Genomic DNA, 18,986 nt, shown 5'->3' on the forward strand with positions numbered 1-18,986 from the left:
TTACGCTCCCGGAACGAGATACTGCGAATGAGCCTGGAGCTCTTATCAGCAAATAAATTAAGGTAACGTCAAATGGATACTGCTCAAAATAATAGCGCTGTCGATAACTTCTCTTTCTATATGTATGTGTCGAATTACAACAAGCCAAAGAATGACGGGTATAGTGACGGCCCCAGTCAGTACGCTGAATTTTTGTTCGAGTCTTTTCCTGAAGTGGCTAAAACAATTGCCAATGCTGGCGGATTTGTTACTTCAGTACTCAATGTTCAGTCCGATATTGATGACCAGCACGTGCTTTTCCTAGGTCTATCGTCTAACTTGGTGGTAAAAATAGTCTACGCCGACAGTGGCTTTGGCAGAGTCGAACAGGCAAAGCTGTTGCAAGATAATCCGACCGCCCCCGGCTTTTCTGGCGGCATTTTGTCACTGGCCTATGTCAATGGTTTTTTGTTTGTCGGAATGGGTGATCGCAAAATTGTGACTAAAAATCAGTTCGAATGGAAAGCGTTCTTTAACTCCTTGTGGGAGCTCAGCCCAAGCTTCGACTGGACCCATCAAGAAGACCATCTTGGTGGCGCTGTTGCCATCTATAATGATAAGCAAAAAAAATGGCAACATGGTATAGATGCCTCTGAGGCTAAGGGCGCAGTTAAATCACTCCATGCCTTTACGCTTGGCGGAAAAACCTTTGCAATCTCTTATGCTAGTCAGGGGAGTTACCACAAACCGTCTCTAAAGGATTTGAGATAAAACACAAAAACATTGGCGATGCGCCTGTTTTCTATGCCCTGCCCACAGCCTCCAAAGTGCAAGTATCCCGACTCCATTATGTAAATGAAGGTGTGCAGCTGGCCATGTATTGCGAAGAATTTGAATACTGGTCTCATGTTAATCTATTTCCCACGTTTTGGCCCGAGCTGCCCTTTAGTATCGTCGTTGGTGGCTCGGCAGAGCAAATACTGTATGCGGCGTTTGCAGATGGTACGATAAAAAGTCTGAATTTAAATAACATAGGTGATGTCAACAAAGGCTGGACCGACTACTGTCAGTTTCAAAAAGGGGCCATTACCAGTATTCATTTCGACCCCTATTCAGGTGACCTACTCATCGCAGCCAATGATGCCAAGGTCTACACAAGAAACTCATATAGTATCCTCGGAGAATTTGACTCCGCGGTTCAGTTCATCTCTATCGACAAAATAAATGACGATGTGTATATGGTGTTTGTAACAGAACACAATGGCATCTATGTGGAAAAGAACTACAACTCAAGCCGCATTACCACCGTAGAGGTTCCACAAACAAAATGGCATTCACCTGCCATGTATAATGAAAAAGTGACAGCCGTCAAACCCACGGCACTCAGTAATTTAATAGCACAAGACGATGGCACAGTGCTGTGCTTTGTAGGATTCAGTACGGCAGATCTGAAACAAATCAGCTTTAACAAAGAAGACACTAATGTATGCCGTAGCACCTTTATCAATACCTACCAACATGGCACCATTGATGGCATAGCATCGACCGATCATGACTATATGACAGCGCACAACGGTACCCTTATTTTCCACGACTATGACGGTAATGGCGCTAAACAAGACAATATCGCCGCTTATCCGGCTGATATTCAGGCCAGGTGGCATAATGGCAACATTGAATTGGTAGCGCAGGTCGCTCAGGTCGTGTTCCACTTATACAACGGCGACTATGGCAATCGTAACTATGATGGTCAGGGTAGCTTTACCACACAATTTAGTCCTGATTGGTCTGATGATGCCTTATTAAATGACGTTTACTGGAGTCTCTTTGCCCACAACACCCCAAGAACGGTAACTGATTAACTACTCTGAAAGGCGCCACAATGGCGCCTCTTTTTTCTGAATACAACGCTAAACACTACTGGTACTGAGCCGCTGTAATAAACTCGCCAAAAGCCTCGCACCAGACAATCACAGTATTGTAATCTGCCGGATTGATTTGCTTAGGTACATCGACCACAAAGTTGCTAAAAGTTTTGATATCACCGACTTCAACCATGCTAGTTTTGAGGCGATTAAAGTCAGCTTCAGTTTCCACAAACTGAGGAGACAGGTATAAGCGATAATCCGGCCCGGGCGCGAGCTCGCCAAGCAGGGTAATGTGCTCTTTACCGATAGATACCATTCCTTCACCCCAATGCAGTGCATCGCTGTCTTGCAACGACTTTCGAAACTGCGCTGAATAGTCAGCGCCAAGGGATGCAGCGGTAACAGCCCCCTCATTAGGTGCAGGAGGGGCGGTTAGAATAGGTAACATATAAATACCAGCTGCAAAGCCAGCAAACCCAACCACACCATGTGTGATCAATAAAACCAGTGTACGTAAAGTCATTCATTGCTCCTCAGGTCCTTTGACTGGGCTGCGACTTTATGAAGCATGGACCATTTATTCGTCACCCAGGAGATGCTTGTGTCTCTTTTGTAGTATAAATATAACGATTGAATACATAACGCCAGGGTATGGCCAGAATAGGCAGTATCACCAGTACAAAAGCAAATGTGGTTTCCTCAAGGCCGGAGCCAACTAACCTATCTGCCTGCCACAACGGATATGCGACCAGTACCAGCCATATCAATTTGTATACTATCTCCAGCAGCAGGACAGGGATCATGTGTACCGGACGAAAAATCCCCACCACAGCGAGCACAGAAAACGCCGCCCACACACTCCAGGCCATTGCTTCATTTTCCTCCCAGACTCCTTCATAAGTTAATATGTGTCCCCAGACATCCAGCCCAAGTACAAAGGCCATCAGGATATAAATTAGACGCATAAAGTAGATATTGAAAGGTCGGATCCCATCATAGTGTGGGCTTTTGGCAAATAGCGTTTTCCACATAGTATGCTTCCTTATATTATGATAATTGACGAGACAGAACCGCAAGCTCCATTACGCCATCAAAACAACGACTAATTTTTGAGCACACCATTTGTAATTACAAGTCTCAATTGTAAGATTTATTTGCCAAAAGCGGTTACACATTAATTAAAATGCGTAACCCACGTTGAATGTAAGCGCAGCCCCACTCTCAAATCTGTCTCCTGAAGACCAGGAGTTCTCTGTACGCTCATAGTAGCCTACACCTATGCCAAAGTCCCACCCCCGGCTTGCAAAACCATTGGCTCGATAATTAAGCGTCAGCCCCGCGATATCTGTATGTGAGCCAAAGATGCCAAAAAAGCGGCTAACGACGGCACCCACGGCGACCTTTTTATCGTCTGAAAACGCAGTGCTAAAGCCTAGCCCAGCGCCCAGTATCCCCGCGGACACATAGTATTTAGTATCACCCTCTATGGCATTTAACTGTGCTCCTAAAAAGCCATATTGAGTCCCAATTCCAGTTGCGACTTGAAATTCAACAGCCTGTGCGTTTAATGCACCGCACAGCAATAAAGGAGCAAAGAAGTGGTGTTTTGTTATTTTCATAGTTGTAGAATACTTAAGGTAAAACCTTATAATACAACAACTAAAAATTTCACCCCAGAGAAATCCCCCTTTTTGGGAACTCTTTGTTTTGCTATTTTTGCAATACTATATGGTGTATCACTGCGACCTAACAGTCACGCCTGATAATACGCCAGAAAGAAAGCCACTGTATCCTCTGTCAATTCCTCAATTTGTACATTCGTTAATGCTGGCTGCTGGTGTAAGATCTGTGGCCAGAACGCCTGCCCCTTTAGCAAACTGATCAACTGAGCATGTGCTTTATGCGGTTCAACCTGACGCAGTCGACCAGTTAAAACGGCCTGCTTTATCCAGCGGATTAACGCAGTTTCCTGCTCGAAAAATTCGCTCATTTCAGCGGTAAAAATATCAGGGTTAAACAGACAATACCCAATCGCTACCCGGGTAAGCTCCTGCAAATTTTGGTTACTCAGAAAGTCCAGTTCATTTTTTAATAAGGCGGCTAACTGTACATCCAGCGCAATATCTGCCTGATACTCAATATCACAGGTGAGGATATTCTGACGCCAAATCTCTTTGATTATGTGGGTAACTAACTGTTCCTTGCTCTCGAAGTGATTGTAAACGGTGCGTTTCGAAACCTGAGCTGTCTGTGCAATCTTGTCCATACTGGTGTCGCTGACACCATATTGCTGAAAGGCGCTCAGGGCTCCATCAATAATAGCCTGGCGTTTCAGCATGCTGCGGGTAACTTTAACGGTCATAGTATTGAGTTATTTTCTATGGCTTATACTGAGGGTATTTTTACACTAGCTAGTTTACTTTTCAATAAAGTGCGTACTTAAGCGATCTAGGACGACATCAAACTACCGGTAACTGTGAAGATCCCTTAACTTCTTTGAGTGAAATGCTCGATCGAATCGATGAAACCCCTTTGAGTTTTCTGAGCACAGAATCAACAAACTTACTGTAATCATCAAGGTCGCGTGCAACAACGTGTAGCAAAAAGTCCGCCTCCCCTGTTGTATTGTGGCATGACAGTACATAGTCACAATGTCGGATTACTTGCTCAAAGGCATAGGTTGTTTCCTCATCGTGTGCAATATAGGTTAGCTGAACGAATGCGACAACGCCAAAGCCCAGGCTCTGTCGATTCAGACGAGCCTGATATCCTTCGATCACGCCCGCTTCTTCCAGCTTTTTTACCCGACGCCAACATGGTGTTTCACTCAGCGACAGCTCATCCGCCAGCTTGGCGTTGGTCAGTCGACCATCTTGCTGCAAACGCGCCAAAATTCGTTTATCTATCTTATCTAAGGTGTACATAGAAAGAACTCTCTAATTTAACCAATCTTAATAGAAGAGTATTTCACAACTGATGTCTTTTCCACTTTCAAAAGCAAGGTAATTTCACATCGCTGACGTATAGTTTTTTAAACACTCAATCAGCTTGTCCTTACAGGAGTCACAAATGAAAGCCATTGTTTACGAGAGTTTTTCAGCTTTACCGATACTCACTCAAGTGCCAGACCCTGAGCCAGCCTCACACGGTGTTGTAGTTAAAGTAAAAGCGACTGGGATTTGCCGGAGTGACTGGCACGGGTGGATGGGACACGATCCAGGTATTGAATTACCCCATGTGCCTGGGCATGAATTTTCAGGTGTCATTGAAGCAGTGGGCAAAGAGGTAAGACATTTCAAGGTAGGTGAGCGCGTCACAGTTCCTTTTATCAATGCCTGTGGAACCTGTGTCGATTGTAACGCAGGTGACCATCAGGTCTGCCCAAATCAAACCCAGCCCGGATTTACTCACTGGGGCTCTTTTGCAGAATATGTCACGGTAGACCACGCAGATACGAATCTAGTCCACCTGCCTCAACAGATAGACTTTGCAACAGCAGCCAGTTTGGGCTGCCGATTTGTTACTTCGTTCAGAGCGGTTGTAGATCAAGGTAAGGTTCAAGCCGGACAGTGGGTCGTTGTACATGGTTGCGGAGGGGTTGGGCTTTCAGCAATAATGATAGCCAATGCAGCAGGCGCTAATGTTATTGCTGTCGATATCTCAGACCAAGCTCTATCGCTTGCAAAACAGGTAGGTGCTGCGATTACATTGAACGCAAGAACAACACAAAACCTACCGCAAGCTATCATTGAATTAACACAAGGTGGTGCGCATGTATCGCTCGACGCACTTGGACATTCAACCACCTGCATAAACTCAATCAACAGTCTGCGTAACCGTGGCAAACATATTCAGGTAGGATTATTAATGGCAGACCATGCGAAACCAAACCTGCCAATGGACAAAGTGATCGCCCAAGAGCTTGAAATCATAGGCAGTCATGGTATGCAGGCATACCGCTATGAGGCAATGTTGCAAATGATCTTGTCAGGAAAATTACAGCCCGAACAGCTGATTGGCCGTAAGGTTGATCTGGCCAGTTCAATTAATATCCTGACGACCATGGATGAAATAAGGCTACCTGGTGTCACCGTAATCACTGAGTTTTAAATACGAGTGTATTTCACTCAGCTCCTGCAAGATGCGCATAAATATGGTTGTTAGGGTAGTGTTAATGCCAACTCCCACAATCATATTTGTATTCGTCATTAAGCTGAGTTTAACAAAGCCAAGCGCGTACGGGTGCTGAGCGACTTTTTATTGGCCCACAGTGGACGAGCGGCATGTTCGGAAACCCAGTAACAGAACGTCTGATTTTTTGATGAATTTAACGCAAATATTCTAACTTGTATCATCAAACAGCAATAATCTTGATACACTATAACACTATTGCAATTTTATGAATTTAGACGCTTTATGACTCCCTCTATGCTAAAAAATGCAGCGGCGTTGTGTGCACTGCTATGTGCAGCACCCGTACTGTCACATTCTCATCAGGATCAGACAACATCAAAGCAAACGCTGCGCGTTGCAACCTGGAATATTGAACACCTTTCTGCATCAGACAACACGGGCTGTAAGCCTCGAAGTGCAAAAGACATTCAGGCCCTTAAACAGTATGCTCAGTCGCTTAACGCAGATGTGATTGCGCTACAGGAAGTCGCTTCTGCTGCTGCCGTAAGTCAGGTTTTTTCGGATAAGTACTGGCATATCGTCATGTCGGACAGAGCCGACAGTAAAACCTATGCCTGCCGTAAAAGTGGTAACGACTCAACGCAACAAAAAGTGGCCTTCGTGGTGAAAAAGTCCCTGACCATCGATAAAGTCGTCCAGCATAGTACTTTCTCAGCTGTTAAACCGGGCCTCAGAAATGGCCTTGAGATCCAGCTCAATTATCAGGGCGAAGCACTTCACCTATTGAACGTGCACCTGAAAAGTGGCTGCTTTGTAGATGACTACAAGCGCTCCGACAAAGAAGCTTGTAAGATACTTTCGCAACAAGCGCCTATTTTAGATAACTGGGTCGAGAAAAAAGCCAAAGCGCAAGCCAACTTCATCGTGCTGGGTGACTTTAACCACAGGTTAACTGCGCCTTACAACCGTTTGAGCAGAGATCTGTATTACCCTCAGGGTGCTGCAAATGCCCATCCGAATAATATGGATAAAGCCCCCGTGTTCAACGCAAATCAAATGCTAACCGGTTGCCACCCCTACTATCCGGCACCGATTGATCATATTCTTGTGGCTAAGTCCATGAAAGAAAACTATCAGGCAGGCAGTGCTCAGTTTCACTACTTTGCTGACATGACCCCAGACAATATGCTTGCAGATCATTGCGCTTTAAGTATCGACCTGAAGTAACACCGTTCGGTTACAGGGCCTGACTTATCAGGCCCTGCGTATCTTATCAGCCTGTGGCTACTCTTGGCTGCATACTGCGTGAATGCATGGTCCCATACAACAACCACGCTCCAACCAAAAAGTTTGCCAATGCCAGTGCCCAGACAATACCCTGAAAGCCGTTGAGCTGAGCGCCAATAAACGCCCCCGGCAGCGACAACACAAACAAGCGCACCAGCGTGACATTCAACGCTAACCCACTGCGACCTATGGCATTACAACAACTCACATACAGCATCACACCTGCCAGTGCCGCATAAGATATCGGCAGGATACACATCGCCAGCTCAATTGACTGGCTAACAAAAGACTGTTTACAGAAGCCAACACCCAGCATATCGGCCCCCCAGAATAAGGCAATTGCTATGGCGCCCTGCCAGACAATACAAACGGCCAGCGCCTGTTTTATTCCTCTGCGCACCCGCAATGATTTGTTCGCTGCCCAGTTTTGGCCGACGAAGATAGGCAGTGAAGTGGTCAGCACCATAGGCAACAGCAGCGCAAGCGGCTCTATACGCATCACCACGCCAAAGGCTGCAACGGCGTCACTGCCCTGAGAGGCCACGATCATCATTAATAACGACTGGGCCAGCGGTGTTAGTAGTTGCATAGCGACAACCGGAATGAAGAGTCTGAACAAACGACGGAACGCCTGGCGACTTTGCTGTGACAACAGATGAACTTTCAGCGCTATATTTTCTTTAACACGCAGCAAGTAAAGAGCGTACAAACTTGCACTCATTGCCGCTACAAAATGGGCAACCCCAAGACGCTCCAGCCCACTTAAGGGTAAAGCTGATTGCGCCCAGGGCGTATATAGCGCAGCGCTCATCACTATCTGTAACCCGGCAAATAACACCAATAACTGTGCGGCGCCACGCATATTACCAAAGGCACGAAGTACCCCAAATACAACCATCACGATGAAGAAAAACACCACAGCACCAAGGCGATACTGCATGTAGCGCTCAAGCGTAGGCCAAACCTGCTCTCGCGCAGCAAACTCAGTAAACCCCAGCATCGTCAACAGCGGCTGCAACCCCAGCCATATGACAATCGCCAGAGCAGCACCAACGAGTACCGTGAATATCAGGCTCACAGCGGCCAGCTGCTCCACTTCTTTTGCCTGTGTCAGTCGGGTGGCCACCACAATGCCAAGACCAATGGCAAAAGCGAACAAGGTCGCCTGAACAGGCAAGGTAAAGCTCATCGCGGTCAGCTCTTCAACACCCAGACGCGAGGCAAAATAGAGTTCAATCAAGTCTGCGCTGAATAAGGCCAGAATCGCCCACAACATAGGTAGGGTTAGCTGTTTTAGAACCGCGCTGGTGGAACCAGTTAAGATCCAGCGCTTGCGCACCGCCCGCTTTCTTTGCTTATCACATACCTGGAGCGGCTCGCCCAGGCTCAATGCCGGTGAATTGTCAGAACCCATAATTGAGAAGTTACTCCCTGAATAACGCAGTGTATTACCTAAAATTCGGTGCTTCGCCAGCAGTTAACCTGACAGTCACTGGCTACCAATAAACCTGACCCGGATCCAGGGCAATAGTTCACGCAGTGTGAGAGGGAATTCGATTAACGAACAAGATTGGGGGGTGAATAACTTATGGGTGTCACAACCGTCTATTCTTGCTGGCAACAAATTGGACAGAATTAACGAACAGATGGAGCTGAGCGAAACTGGTAACACAGACCAGTTTCGCTCAACCTGGTTTTTACCGGCCTAAAATTGAGATTGATTCTATCGATTCAAGCCGTGTCAGTAGGTCTTCATCCACCTGAGTGTCATACAGATATAGAGCTAATGGCCTGCCACTTTCGATGAAAGCATCAAGTCCATGAATCGCATTGAGCGTATTGTGCTGAAAAACCACATAATCTAACTGTGAATTATCAGGAATAGTGAACTCTGTCATTGGGACACGGGATGCACTCAAACTACTCAGGCCAGAAGGCAAGGTTACTTGCGTAATATTAGTCTCAGATATAATTAGCTTGTCAACACGCTTCACTGTTGTCAAATCGAGCGAGGTTAATCTGGTACCGCGCAGAACTAAACTATCGGTATCAAGCTTATTGGCAATAAACTCCGTCAGGGGATTGTTCAGCAAATCCACGGTTGAAATATTGCCCCCCTCTTCAGGCATGATAACGCTCGTTAATTGAGCGTCTGCTAGCCAGATTGTCGACAACTCAGAGTTGAGTGATAAGTCGAGACTCGAGAGCATAGAACGCGTCGCAACAAGTTTGCGTAATTTTTTCATGAACGGGGTATTTAGTTGTGTCACAGGGACATTTCTAATTTCCAAAAGAGTGATATTTGACTCTCGACTGAGTGTCAGAACACTCAGTGGCGTATCTGACGCTTTCAGCTCAACCAGGTTTTGTGCAAAAGTGATATCCAGTGCTGCAACCTGCGTCCTTCGAATATCCAATTTTTCAAGGTGCGTGAATTGACCTAAATCCAGGTAATTTAACTGGGAGTTCATAGCCGAGAGGGATTCAAGCATGTGCGCTTGCGTCACACCAACCACTTCGAGTACTTGAGAATAAGATATGTCCAATTCAGTTAACTGCGTATTATGACTGATATCCAAACTGGTCGCGTTTATACCCGATGCAGAGAGAGTTTGTAGTCCCGTAGCTTCTGCTATATCAAGCTCGCTAACGTCAGACCCGGAGATATTTAGCTTTGTCAGTGAGTGTGCATTGTGCAACGTAACCGAACCAAAGCTCCCAAGACTTAAGTCAATTGTTCGAAGAGACGGTAGGTTAGCTAAATCCATCTCAATCACGCCATCGTCCTTTTCACCATTTCGGATGGTCAGCTCTTTTAAGTTTGTCAGTTTTTCAATTGTGCGCAGCCCATCCGAACTCAATACGGTATTTTCTAAACGGAGCCATTGCAGGTACCGCAGCTTCTCTAAGCCAGTTAAATCTGTTGGTTGATTTTCTCGGTTATAATAGCAAGACAACTCAGAACTATATTCAATATAGTTGCCTGATTGAGCATCAATACAACCACGCAGGTAGTCATCTGTAATACCTAACCTGTCAGCGTGCGACTCAGGCTCTTGCTCCACGGTTATCCTGAAATCGCAGGACTCGGTGACCGAATCGACTCTGAAAGATAACCCGTTGCCAAAAATATACTTGGGCTTTTCGATACCACAGCCTTCGAAAGACGACACAAACAAACCACTGTCCCAATCAAGAGAAACAGAGACCTCCAAATGACTACCATATTGGATATAAGGTAAAGTGAGGTTACTTGATATGTTTACACTTTGTGGTGCAGTAATAGCCACTTCAACCATGGCTGGCTGATAGTACAAAATAACGTGCTCAGCAGGATTGCATTGACCATCAGTTAATCGACACAAGGTAATAGAGTCAACGTCGTTATCGATTACTTTATACTGGTCAACTAACTCGCCACTCAGATCCAATAACTCAATAAGACCATTTTGCTCGTCGACGAGATATTTGGTCTGCGGGAATTTATCATCGATCAACAAAGTGCCATGTGAATAACCACTTTGGTGATAGAAAGACCACTTACGAAGTGAGGACCCTGTTTTCTGATAATACTGGTTGTTTGACCTCATGGAGTAGTCAATTCCATTGAGCTTGCCATCCGGGTCAATATCCACTTTTACCAGAGTCCCGGCTGACCCCGATTCGTTATGCTCATACACATAAAGGCGACCTGAGATAAAGGATAAAACAGTATACGAACCAACTGTTTGCTGTTGGCATTCATCTCTTCCAGCACTACATAACGCATCATGTCTTCTCAAAACACGATTGTAAAAAGCAGTCACTGTGAGTTGATGGTTGTCCAACTTGGCTGTCGCGGCGCCGCTAAAGCGACCCGAGCGAACCTCACCGCCCTGATACAATTCAAAACCATAATATGAATCATTGAGATTGAAACGCCAGCTCCCAGCCAAATCATCCATAGTCATGCCTTTAAGTGGAACCAGCAAACCTGCCCCGTAACTCAACCAGGTTGGCTTAGCACCACTTGACATGCCACCTAATTCAACCTGCTCGACGGCAAAGGCATAGCCCCCTTCCCTTTGTTCATATAGCTTCACTGTGGCTGAATCACCAGACTGTTCGCCATACAAGCGGATTTCACCCTGCGCGGTCAACTCCCAGGTAAGCTGTGACGGTACACCCACTCCCGGCTCAATTCTCGATAACACTCCGGTATGGTCATCATTGAGAGTCAGCCGAACTGTTTTTCCGTGCTCAATAGAAGTGACTGACCATTCACCGATCAAATTATCTCTGCCTATGTCAAGCGGCGCCAGATAGTGACTGGGTTGTACAGAGCGCACTTCCGTCATACTGACCTTCCCCCATTGCCAGTCAGACGCACTCCAGCGAATATCCACATCCTGGCCCTGATGAGTGAGTGTGAACCCATTCACCCACTTTAACTCGCCATAATTAAGCTGTACTGCTACTTTCTTTTGATCATCGAAGGTAAAGACAGAAGTACCTTCACTCTGTGTCACTGAGAAACTAGCACTAGTGTCTGTACCATAAAATACCCCACGGTTATCACCCGTCATTTCATAGTACCAACCCGTCGGGATAGCCTCCGCGCTTGTATCGACGAGTAAGGATGACTCTGTCGGCACAAAATCCTCAATAAAGCTGGCGTTGATTTCACAATCTGCAACCGGGTTATTTACCCGATAATAGGCTTGTCCCTGAAGTTCAGTAAGATAACCATTACACCCTTCAATATTTGCCAGGCGTGAACCTTCCTGCACGTTCACAGCAACTAAGAACGCTTCACCATAATAATAGTCAGAGGTACTTGGCGATAACTCCCCTAGGCCTTCAATAGCAAAGCTAATGCTTAATGCCGGCTTGGTGTAGCTAAAGCGGAACGTATTATTGGCATGACAGGATTCTCCCTCCGTAACATGACACAACACCAGTTCAGACTCAGATTCATCTTGGATCAACAAATACGAACGAGCTTCAGTTACAAGATGCTCAAGCTCGATTCGAGCGCCATCCAGTCGTGCTTTGTACTCAACGCCATTTATAATTAAGGTGTCGGAACACAATTGAGCTGGTGACGGGCTAGTCGGACAATGAGAGTCTCGTTCAATATGCGACACACCATCATCACTAACATAATAAAGACCCAGACCATGATCTAGTGCTTGTCCAAAGCGATCAGTCTTGAAGAGCGACTTGTCAAACTGCCCCAGTTTCCAGTCTCTGTCAGACAGGCGATAAAAATGTATACTTCTTGAGATATCATAGGATATGCCGAAATCACCTCTGTTATATTCATCTGTGGCAAGCTCCACGGCAATGTGATCACCATGAACAGCAAGCAGTGTGTGACGGAATACTTTGCTAATCTCACATTCTGGTTGACTGGTGTCACAGTACGCCACGGTCTGATTGGCGAACTCATAATGATACTGATGCAAAGACCCATTCTCCTTAACCCCTTCAATATCTCTGTGCCACCGATAATGGTAGTTGTCTTTGCTATCAACCTTAAATTGGTTTTGCGCTCCCTTGTTAGCTATCTGGCGCCACATTTTCTGGTAATCAATGTCGTCGAAGCTAATGTCCTGATACTTAATTAGATTTGCCTGAACGACCCGCCTGTGTTCATCGAACCCCGACAACATCAGGCCCTGATAACCAAATTCAGTCTCCCTGACCGGCACAAATCCGAAGTTAAAAAAGGGAGCATTGATCCTGACCTCTTCCCAGGGCCGGGTGTAATACCAAGTACCTATGAGTTTAAAGCCTCCGTCATCGGAGAGCATTGGTTCATCAGCGAACACCTCACTTTGATTACCGGCATTCATGTCAAAACGAATACGCCTTTGTCCACTATAGTCATCACTGAAAAGCAGCGACCATTTACCAATAAACTCATCGTCTGCTAGCTGAGTGATCTGGCGGCTATCAAACAATTGGGCATTGACAGAGATTCTGCCATCAGGTGCCTGGGGCAATTCCTGAGTTGGCACAAAATCAAGAGTGACAGCCTGAGCGTGCTCCGCACTGTCGAAAATAGTCAGAGTAAGCTGGGTCGTCTTAAAGCCCGCGCGGGTGCTAAATTGGCTGGTATTGACATCAAGTTCATTCTCCAGGGTGATTTGGATTTGCTGCCCTTGTTTTTCCCATGTGAAGTTAGACAGAGATCTGCCTGCCAGAGAACCTGTGTGGTCTTCTTTAAACTCTATGCTGGCGCCAAAACCGTCAACCACGGAGGTTTCAAGTAAGTAATAAGTGCCTGACGGCGAAAAACTGGAAACATCAACTAAGGTATTATCCTGTTTAATTTCCTCTTCAATTTGCGCCAGTAACGCGGGCTGCTCTGTGTCCAGGGAGTCCGTCAGCTGAGCGAGCAACTCGGCATTTTGTGCAAGCGCCAGTGTCGAAGCAGCTCCTTCTGGTAGAGCAACCCCGTGGTCAATCACTGCTTTTAATAGTGACGCAATCGAGAGTTTTTCGCCCGCGGCAATGTGTTTGCGCGCTTCTTTGAGCTCGTTCGCATCATTGAACCCGGCCGAATGCATACGCCGCAGTAAGGCGTACTCAGCTGTAGTCACGTTAGTGACGTTCACATCGAATAGCTCATCACTGTTGAGTGTACTGTCTTCTCCGGCAGCCTCCTGAAGCTCAGACACGGCGCCCAACTGCGATACAAGCTCTACACGCCCTTGCGTTTGGGCGTCGGTTGCGCGCAAAGTACCCAGCGCATTTACTTCACTCTCATCGACACTGAAGGTCAGTTGGTAATCGCCCTGTTCATCAGCCTGCGCAGTAAAGCTTCTCTGTGCGACCTCCAGGACAACATCGGCAAATGGGATCGGGGCATCCGTTACCCTACCCTGTATGGTAAGTTCTACTATGTTAGGTGCAATGGTTACCAGGTGAGTATAACTGGATTGCGCTTGCTGATTATCTGTTACAGTCAAGGTAAATGTGACATCTTGCGCCTGCTGAATATCCGGGCTGGTCACCGACAGGCTGGCATGCTCACTACCGTCTAATATCAGAGCCAGATTTGAATCGTGATGCCACTGATAAGCGACAATTTCGCCATCAGAGTCTTTCGCATCACCAACCAGAGAGAAAACCGTGCGTTCGCTGGCCTGTACAGGGCCACTTATGTTCACTTGCGGTACAACATTTGGCAGCGCTTTTATCTCAATATTATGTGCAACTTTGGTAACCGCGCCTTGATTATCGATGACTTCAAGATACACGATGGCAGTACTGTCAAGCATAATATCGGGGGTTGAAAGGCTAAGCTGCCCCTCCACTGAGGTGTCTAATACCAGGTCAACAGATGCGGTATGACTCCAGCTATAACGCTCAATTTCGCCATCACTATCACTGGCCTGTGCTGTAAGTATTAGCTGTTGCCCTTCAAGCAGAGTTGACTCTCCCTGAATGGCTGCCGTTGGCGCGACGTTAGGCAGCGCGCGAACCACGACAGAATGCGAAGCCGTCGCCGTTGCCCCCTGATTGTCTTCAACTGTCACACTAAAGTGAGCTGTCTTGTCTGCGATTATATCGGGTGCTGTCACCTGCAAGGTTCGTTCTGTCACATCTGACACTACCAGTTGCAGCTCAGAGCTATATGACCAGAAGTAGCGCACTATCTGACCATCGCCATCAGAGGCATCCGCAGCCAGAGTGAAGGTAACGCCCTCTGCCACTTCTCCATCCGCGGACACAATAACCGTCGGTGAGACATTCGGTAACGCCAGGATCTGTACCCAATGTGACTCAGATTGTACCCGACCATCAATGTGCTCAACATTGACCGTGAAATTCACCCCCAGATTATCCGTCAGATCCGGGGTGCTAACGGTGAGCTCAGGCTTATCTGTATCACTGAGCAGCAACTCAATTGCTGCATCATGTGTCCAGGTGATCTGCGAGATTTGGCTGACGTCTACAGAAGGCACAACGGTGAGGATAAAATCGGTTTGTTCTGTATATGCACTTTCCCCGGTTATCTCAATCGAGAATGGGGCTAATACATTCTTGATAGTCACCGGATAAGTGGCTGTTGCCTGTGAGCCCAGGTTGTCAGTGACGGTCAGAGATACTGTAATCTGGGTATCTTCATTGACATCTTTAGTTATAATATCGAGCGTCGGGCTGTCTTCACCGCCTAGCTGCAATTCAGAATCAGACTGATATGACCACGCATAGCGACTAATATGACCATCAGGATCATCAGCAACGGCTGTTAGAGTCAACGTTTCATTTTCGTTGACACTTTGCGCTCCGGCGATAGACACTGTCGGTACTCTGTTGCCAGGAGAAACAGTAGACCCGCCGTTGCCTGTTTGAGTGTTTGTTTGGGACCCAGCTGGTGTATCACCACCCCCTCCTCCACAAGCACTTAGTCCCAAACCCAGCAGCGTGATCACCAAGGACCTTCTCACTACACCAACGATCTTATTTACCACTATGCAATGCCTCACTTTCAACAACAGATATTTGAACAAAAAAGAGGCGATTTTAATTAAATCGCCGTGCAGGTCAAATAAAAACTATGCTATTTTTCGCAATATTTTGTTGAGAAAACTCACCAAGCTTCACAATAGTGTCCATTTTTACAATAGATACAAGAGGGTGCGTTTAAGAAATACAAAAAGCTGGTTTGTGCTCGACCTGCGATGAATTTATGTCGCAGTATTTTGCGATGTTTCAAGACATACCCAGTTACAGACTTCATGCATTACAGCGTCCTCTAGCGGGTCGTTTTGAATTGCCCACATAAACCGAACGCCTGACTAAACCAGCAACTGGCTTTTCAATACAAACAAAAGACACAAACGCAATCGCGGTGCTCAATGCAAATGAAACAATAAGTTTAAACTCAATAGCCCAGTCAAACTGATGAATAAAAGTGATCACTGGCATATGTAACAAGTACAGGGAGTATGAGATTTTGCCAAAAAAGTCTCCAACCTTGTTAGCCAGCAGGACATTGTTATCGGGTACCAGAAAAACGACACAGAAAAACACACAGCTCATGACCAGCAGTACCTCATAACTGAGCCACATGCGGTTTTTGGCGTCCGATGTTATGGGCGACAACTCTGGGTACATCAGGGGAATTAGACACAGTACAAACACAAATCGATGTTTTTTCAGGTACGCAGGAATAATCAGGGTTTTGTAATGTAATCCGAATACCACGCCAATAAAGAAATAAGGCAGGCTGCGCAGTACAGTGAACTGATTATAAGGCACACCGTAAAAGTCGCCATGGATACGAGGAAAGTTTGTAAAAAATAACAGCAACAAACACCCGACAATCAGCAGATAAATATAACCACGCCGGTTCGTGGCGAGCGACCATAGCAGCACAAACAAAAAATAAAACTGAACTTCTGGTGGAATAGACCAGAGCACACTGTCGCCGTAAAGGAACAAAAGGTGCCCCAGCAAAGCCTGATGATCGGGAATATGATAGAGCAGATCGCTGCCAACCTTTGTCAATGCATACGAGGCGAAGACCACCAGCACATAAAGCGGCACAACACGGGCAAAGCGCGCAACCAGGTAGCGTTTTATACTGTTTGCACCAAAGTCTTTATCCAGATAAAGGTAAGACATCAAAAAACCACTCAGCAGGAAAAACAACATCACTCCATATGCACCTGCCCCGCCTCCCAGCGCGCCGTCCAGCCAATGTGTAATATCACTGAAGTGGGTTACAAAAACGATTAATGCTGCCATCCCTCTCAGGGAATTGAGCTTTCTGATCTCCATGATGAGGTCCTGTTATTATTGTTATTGTCCTTAGGGGGCACTTTATGCCCAACTGACGCATTGTATTGGATCTACAGGATTAAACAACTCAGACGCTTTATACACAAATACGCATCAGTCTGTTTAACTAACAAGCCGAGGATTTTTATCAGTTTCAAAGTTGCGAAACACTTTTTTCCAGGCACCTGAGGTCGCTCACTTCTTATTTCACCTTTGACTCACGCCGAACCAGAAAAAACACAAATAAGGTACAAACTCAAAGAAAAGTAGAGACAAATTAGTATAAAAGAACTAGAATAGGCGAATTTTTGACAAGGGCAGCTGCACTCAAGCATAAGTGCAGGCCTAACTCGTGGAGAACTTAATGAAGAAAAAGCTGTTCGCAGGCGTACTGGCTGCCTGTGCATTTTCGGTAAGCGCATTAACTGAGCATGATCTCAATAAAGGCTATGCCGCGCTGGTATTTGATGATTTTTATTCAACATCGGGAAATGCATTGGGTGCTGTATTTGCAGGCGATGACGTCAACCTCAATGGCTATTCTATCGGGTATGGTCATAGCAGTGCCCTTAACGCACACTATCTGGTTGCAGGTGGCGACATTCAGTACATCAATGGCAGACAATATGTCGGTCATATCATTGCCGGTGGCCAGACAGATAAAATCAGCGAAGCAGTGCGTTTAGGTTTGGAAACCGGTGCTCAGGTGACTGCCAACGCCACGACTCTACCAGTTGACTTTGCTGATGCTCAGTCTGATATGTTGGCACTCTCAGCCAGCCTGGCAGCCCTGCCGCAAACTGGTGACATCCTGAAACAATGGGGTGGTTTATATCTGACAGGTGATAACAGCAGCGACGTACAGGTGTTTAATTTATCTGGTAAGGACGTCCAGGCCAGCCATACCTTTGATGTATCAGGTGTTCCAGACAATGCCACGATTATTTTCAATATTTCAGGTGATGGACATAACTTCGCGCCACTTAATAACAAGAGCTACGCGACGCTGACCCAGCATAGACACCGCACTATTTTTAACTTTACGAATGCAACCACACTTAATCTGGCGGGTTTGCAAACGGAAGGCGTAATTTTGGCACCTCAAGCAGATATTACGGCTCCCCATGGCACGGCGACTATGCCCATTGTTGCGAACAGCTTCAGCGGCTCTATGGAATTACGCGGCGGAGCCTTCATTGGTCAGCTACCAAGTGACAACGCTGTCTGTAAGGGCGGGTTATATGCCATTAACTATTACGGTGATGCTGAACAGGGTTATGTCCACCAGATAGATCTAAGCTCAGGTCAGTCTGACAAAGTGATCAACCTGAACAATACAGCGTCGAATATCGCTTCACACAACGGCAAACTGTATTTTATTGATCAGCAGAGCAGTAAAACACGCGCTTCTCATATTTACAGCTATGACCTCAGCACGCAGACACAAGCACTGGAGTCTGTCACCGACGGCTATAAAGTGATCCGACTGGCTTATGATGTATCCGGTGACGTGCTAAAAGCCACCAGCCGTACTTACGCCTACGATTATGACGTAACAACGGGTGAAAAGCGTGTACTGGGCAAAATGAAAGCCTCAGATGAAGACTTTAAAAATGGTGATATTGCCTACTCAGCAGACGGCAACACACTGTATGTTCTGACCGGTACTGCACTGTATAGCGCAGATGCAAACCTTGAGCTGACATTGATAGGCAAGCATGGCGTAAACTGGGCTTCCGGACTGGCTATTTCACCTGAAGGGACACTGTATGTTTCTGGCCGGGAGCGCAATGCCGATGCAGCAATCTACGAGATTGATCCTCAAACAGCTGCCGCAACCAAACTATTCCATGTTCCGCATCGAGTGAATGATCTAACCTGGGTTAAAAATTTCTGTAACTAACTCTGTAACTAGCCCATCATTCATCCATTGTAAAGAAG

The 18,986-nt window shown here is 46.3% G+C and carries 13 protein-coding genes; 5 read left to right on the top strand and 8 right to left on the bottom strand.

All coding sequences use genetic code 11. From position 1 onward, the window contains the following. Window positions 1-72 precede the first annotated feature (72 nt). On the top strand, window positions 73-750 hold the full coding sequence (locus tag ELR70_RS18155) for a hypothetical protein (RefSeq protein WP_128064662.1): 678 nt from the start codon (window positions 73-75) through the stop codon (window positions 748-750). Window positions 751-854: 104 nt separating this feature from the next. Then, entirely contained in the window at window positions 855-1,841 is a 987-nt protein-coding gene (locus ELR70_RS18160) for a hypothetical protein (protein ID WP_128064663.1), read from the top strand. A 55-nt stretch (window positions 1,842-1,896) separates the two neighbouring features. Here the strand turns inward: ELR70_RS18160 and ELR70_RS18165 are convergent, their stop codons facing one another. The 5 genes from ELR70_RS18165 to ELR70_RS18185 all read right to left on the bottom strand — a co-directional run bounded on the left by ELR70_RS18165 (window position 1,897) and on the right by ELR70_RS18185 (window position 4,771). Continuing rightward, window positions 1,897-2,370 (bottom strand): DM13 domain-containing protein, encoded by a 474-nt coding sequence (locus tag ELR70_RS18165; RefSeq protein ID WP_054015715.1) that lies wholly within the window; start codon window positions 2,368-2,370, stop codon window positions 1,897-1,899. A 61-nt stretch (window positions 2,371-2,431) separates the two neighbouring features. After that, entirely contained in the window at window positions 2,432-2,878 is a 447-nt protein-coding gene (locus ELR70_RS18170) for a hypothetical protein (RefSeq protein ID WP_054015714.1), read from the bottom strand. Window positions 2,879-3,025: 147 nt separating this feature from the next. Continuing rightward, on the bottom strand, window positions 3,026-3,466 hold the full coding sequence (locus ELR70_RS18175) for a hypothetical protein (protein WP_054015713.1): 441 nt from the start codon (window positions 3,464-3,466) through the stop codon (window positions 3,026-3,028). 134 nt (window positions 3,467-3,600) lie between these two features. After that, window positions 3,601-4,209, bottom strand: coding sequence for a TetR/AcrR family transcriptional regulator (locus ELR70_RS18180; RefSeq protein WP_054015712.1), 609 nt, complete (start codon window positions 4,207-4,209; stop codon window positions 3,601-3,603). A 97-nt stretch (window positions 4,210-4,306) separates the two neighbouring features. Further along, window positions 4,307-4,771, bottom strand: coding sequence for an Lrp/AsnC family transcriptional regulator (locus tag ELR70_RS18185; protein ID WP_054015711.1), 465 nt, complete (start codon window positions 4,769-4,771; stop codon window positions 4,307-4,309). A 145-nt stretch (window positions 4,772-4,916) separates the two neighbouring features. Between ELR70_RS18185 and ELR70_RS18190 the strand changes: the two genes are divergently transcribed. Together ELR70_RS18190 and ELR70_RS18195 are read left to right on the top strand one after the other, a co-directional pair. After that, the gene (locus tag ELR70_RS18190; protein ID WP_054015710.1) at window positions 4,917-5,957 is read left to right on the top strand and encodes a zinc-dependent alcohol dehydrogenase family protein; all 1,041 of its coding nucleotides are present in this window, start codon (window positions 4,917-4,919) and stop codon (window positions 5,955-5,957) included. Between the two features lie 318 nt (window positions 5,958-6,275). Beyond that, window positions 6,276-7,208 (top strand): endonuclease/exonuclease/phosphatase family protein, encoded by a 933-nt coding sequence (locus ELR70_RS18195; RefSeq protein ID WP_054015709.1) that lies wholly within the window; start codon window positions 6,276-6,278, stop codon window positions 7,206-7,208. 46 nt (window positions 7,209-7,254) lie between these two features. Here the strand turns inward: ELR70_RS18195 and ELR70_RS18200 are convergent, their stop codons facing one another. From ELR70_RS18200 to ELR70_RS18210, 3 genes are all read right to left on the bottom strand, one after another. Further along, window positions 7,255-8,682 (bottom strand): MATE family efflux transporter, encoded by a 1,428-nt coding sequence (locus ELR70_RS18200; protein ID WP_054015708.1) that lies wholly within the window; start codon window positions 8,680-8,682, stop codon window positions 7,255-7,257. Window positions 8,683-8,965: 283 nt separating this feature from the next. Continuing rightward, window positions 8,966-15,562 carry a hypothetical protein gene (locus ELR70_RS18205; RefSeq protein WP_128064664.1) on the bottom strand — a complete coding sequence of 2,199 codons (6,597 nt, stop codon included), beginning with the start codon at window positions 15,560-15,562 and terminating at the stop codon, window positions 8,966-8,968. A 436-nt stretch (window positions 15,563-15,998) separates the two neighbouring features. Next, a complete protein-coding gene (locus ELR70_RS18210; protein WP_054015706.1) occupies window positions 15,999-17,045 on the bottom strand; it encodes an acyltransferase in 1,047 nt (348 codons plus the stop codon). Between the two features lie 364 nt (window positions 17,046-17,409). On the opposite strand from ELR70_RS18210, the gene ELR70_RS18215 reads away from it, so the two are divergent. Beyond that, window positions 17,410-18,948, top strand: a complete 1,539-nt coding sequence (locus tag ELR70_RS18215; protein ID WP_054015705.1) for a choice-of-anchor A family protein — start codon at window positions 17,410-17,412, stop codon at window positions 18,946-18,948. Window positions 18,949-18,986: the final 38 nt, after the last annotated feature.

Source organism: Pseudoalteromonas sp. R3 (assembly GCF_004014715.1).
Taxonomy (GTDB): Bacteria; Pseudomonadota; Gammaproteobacteria; order Enterobacterales; family Alteromonadaceae; genus Pseudoalteromonas.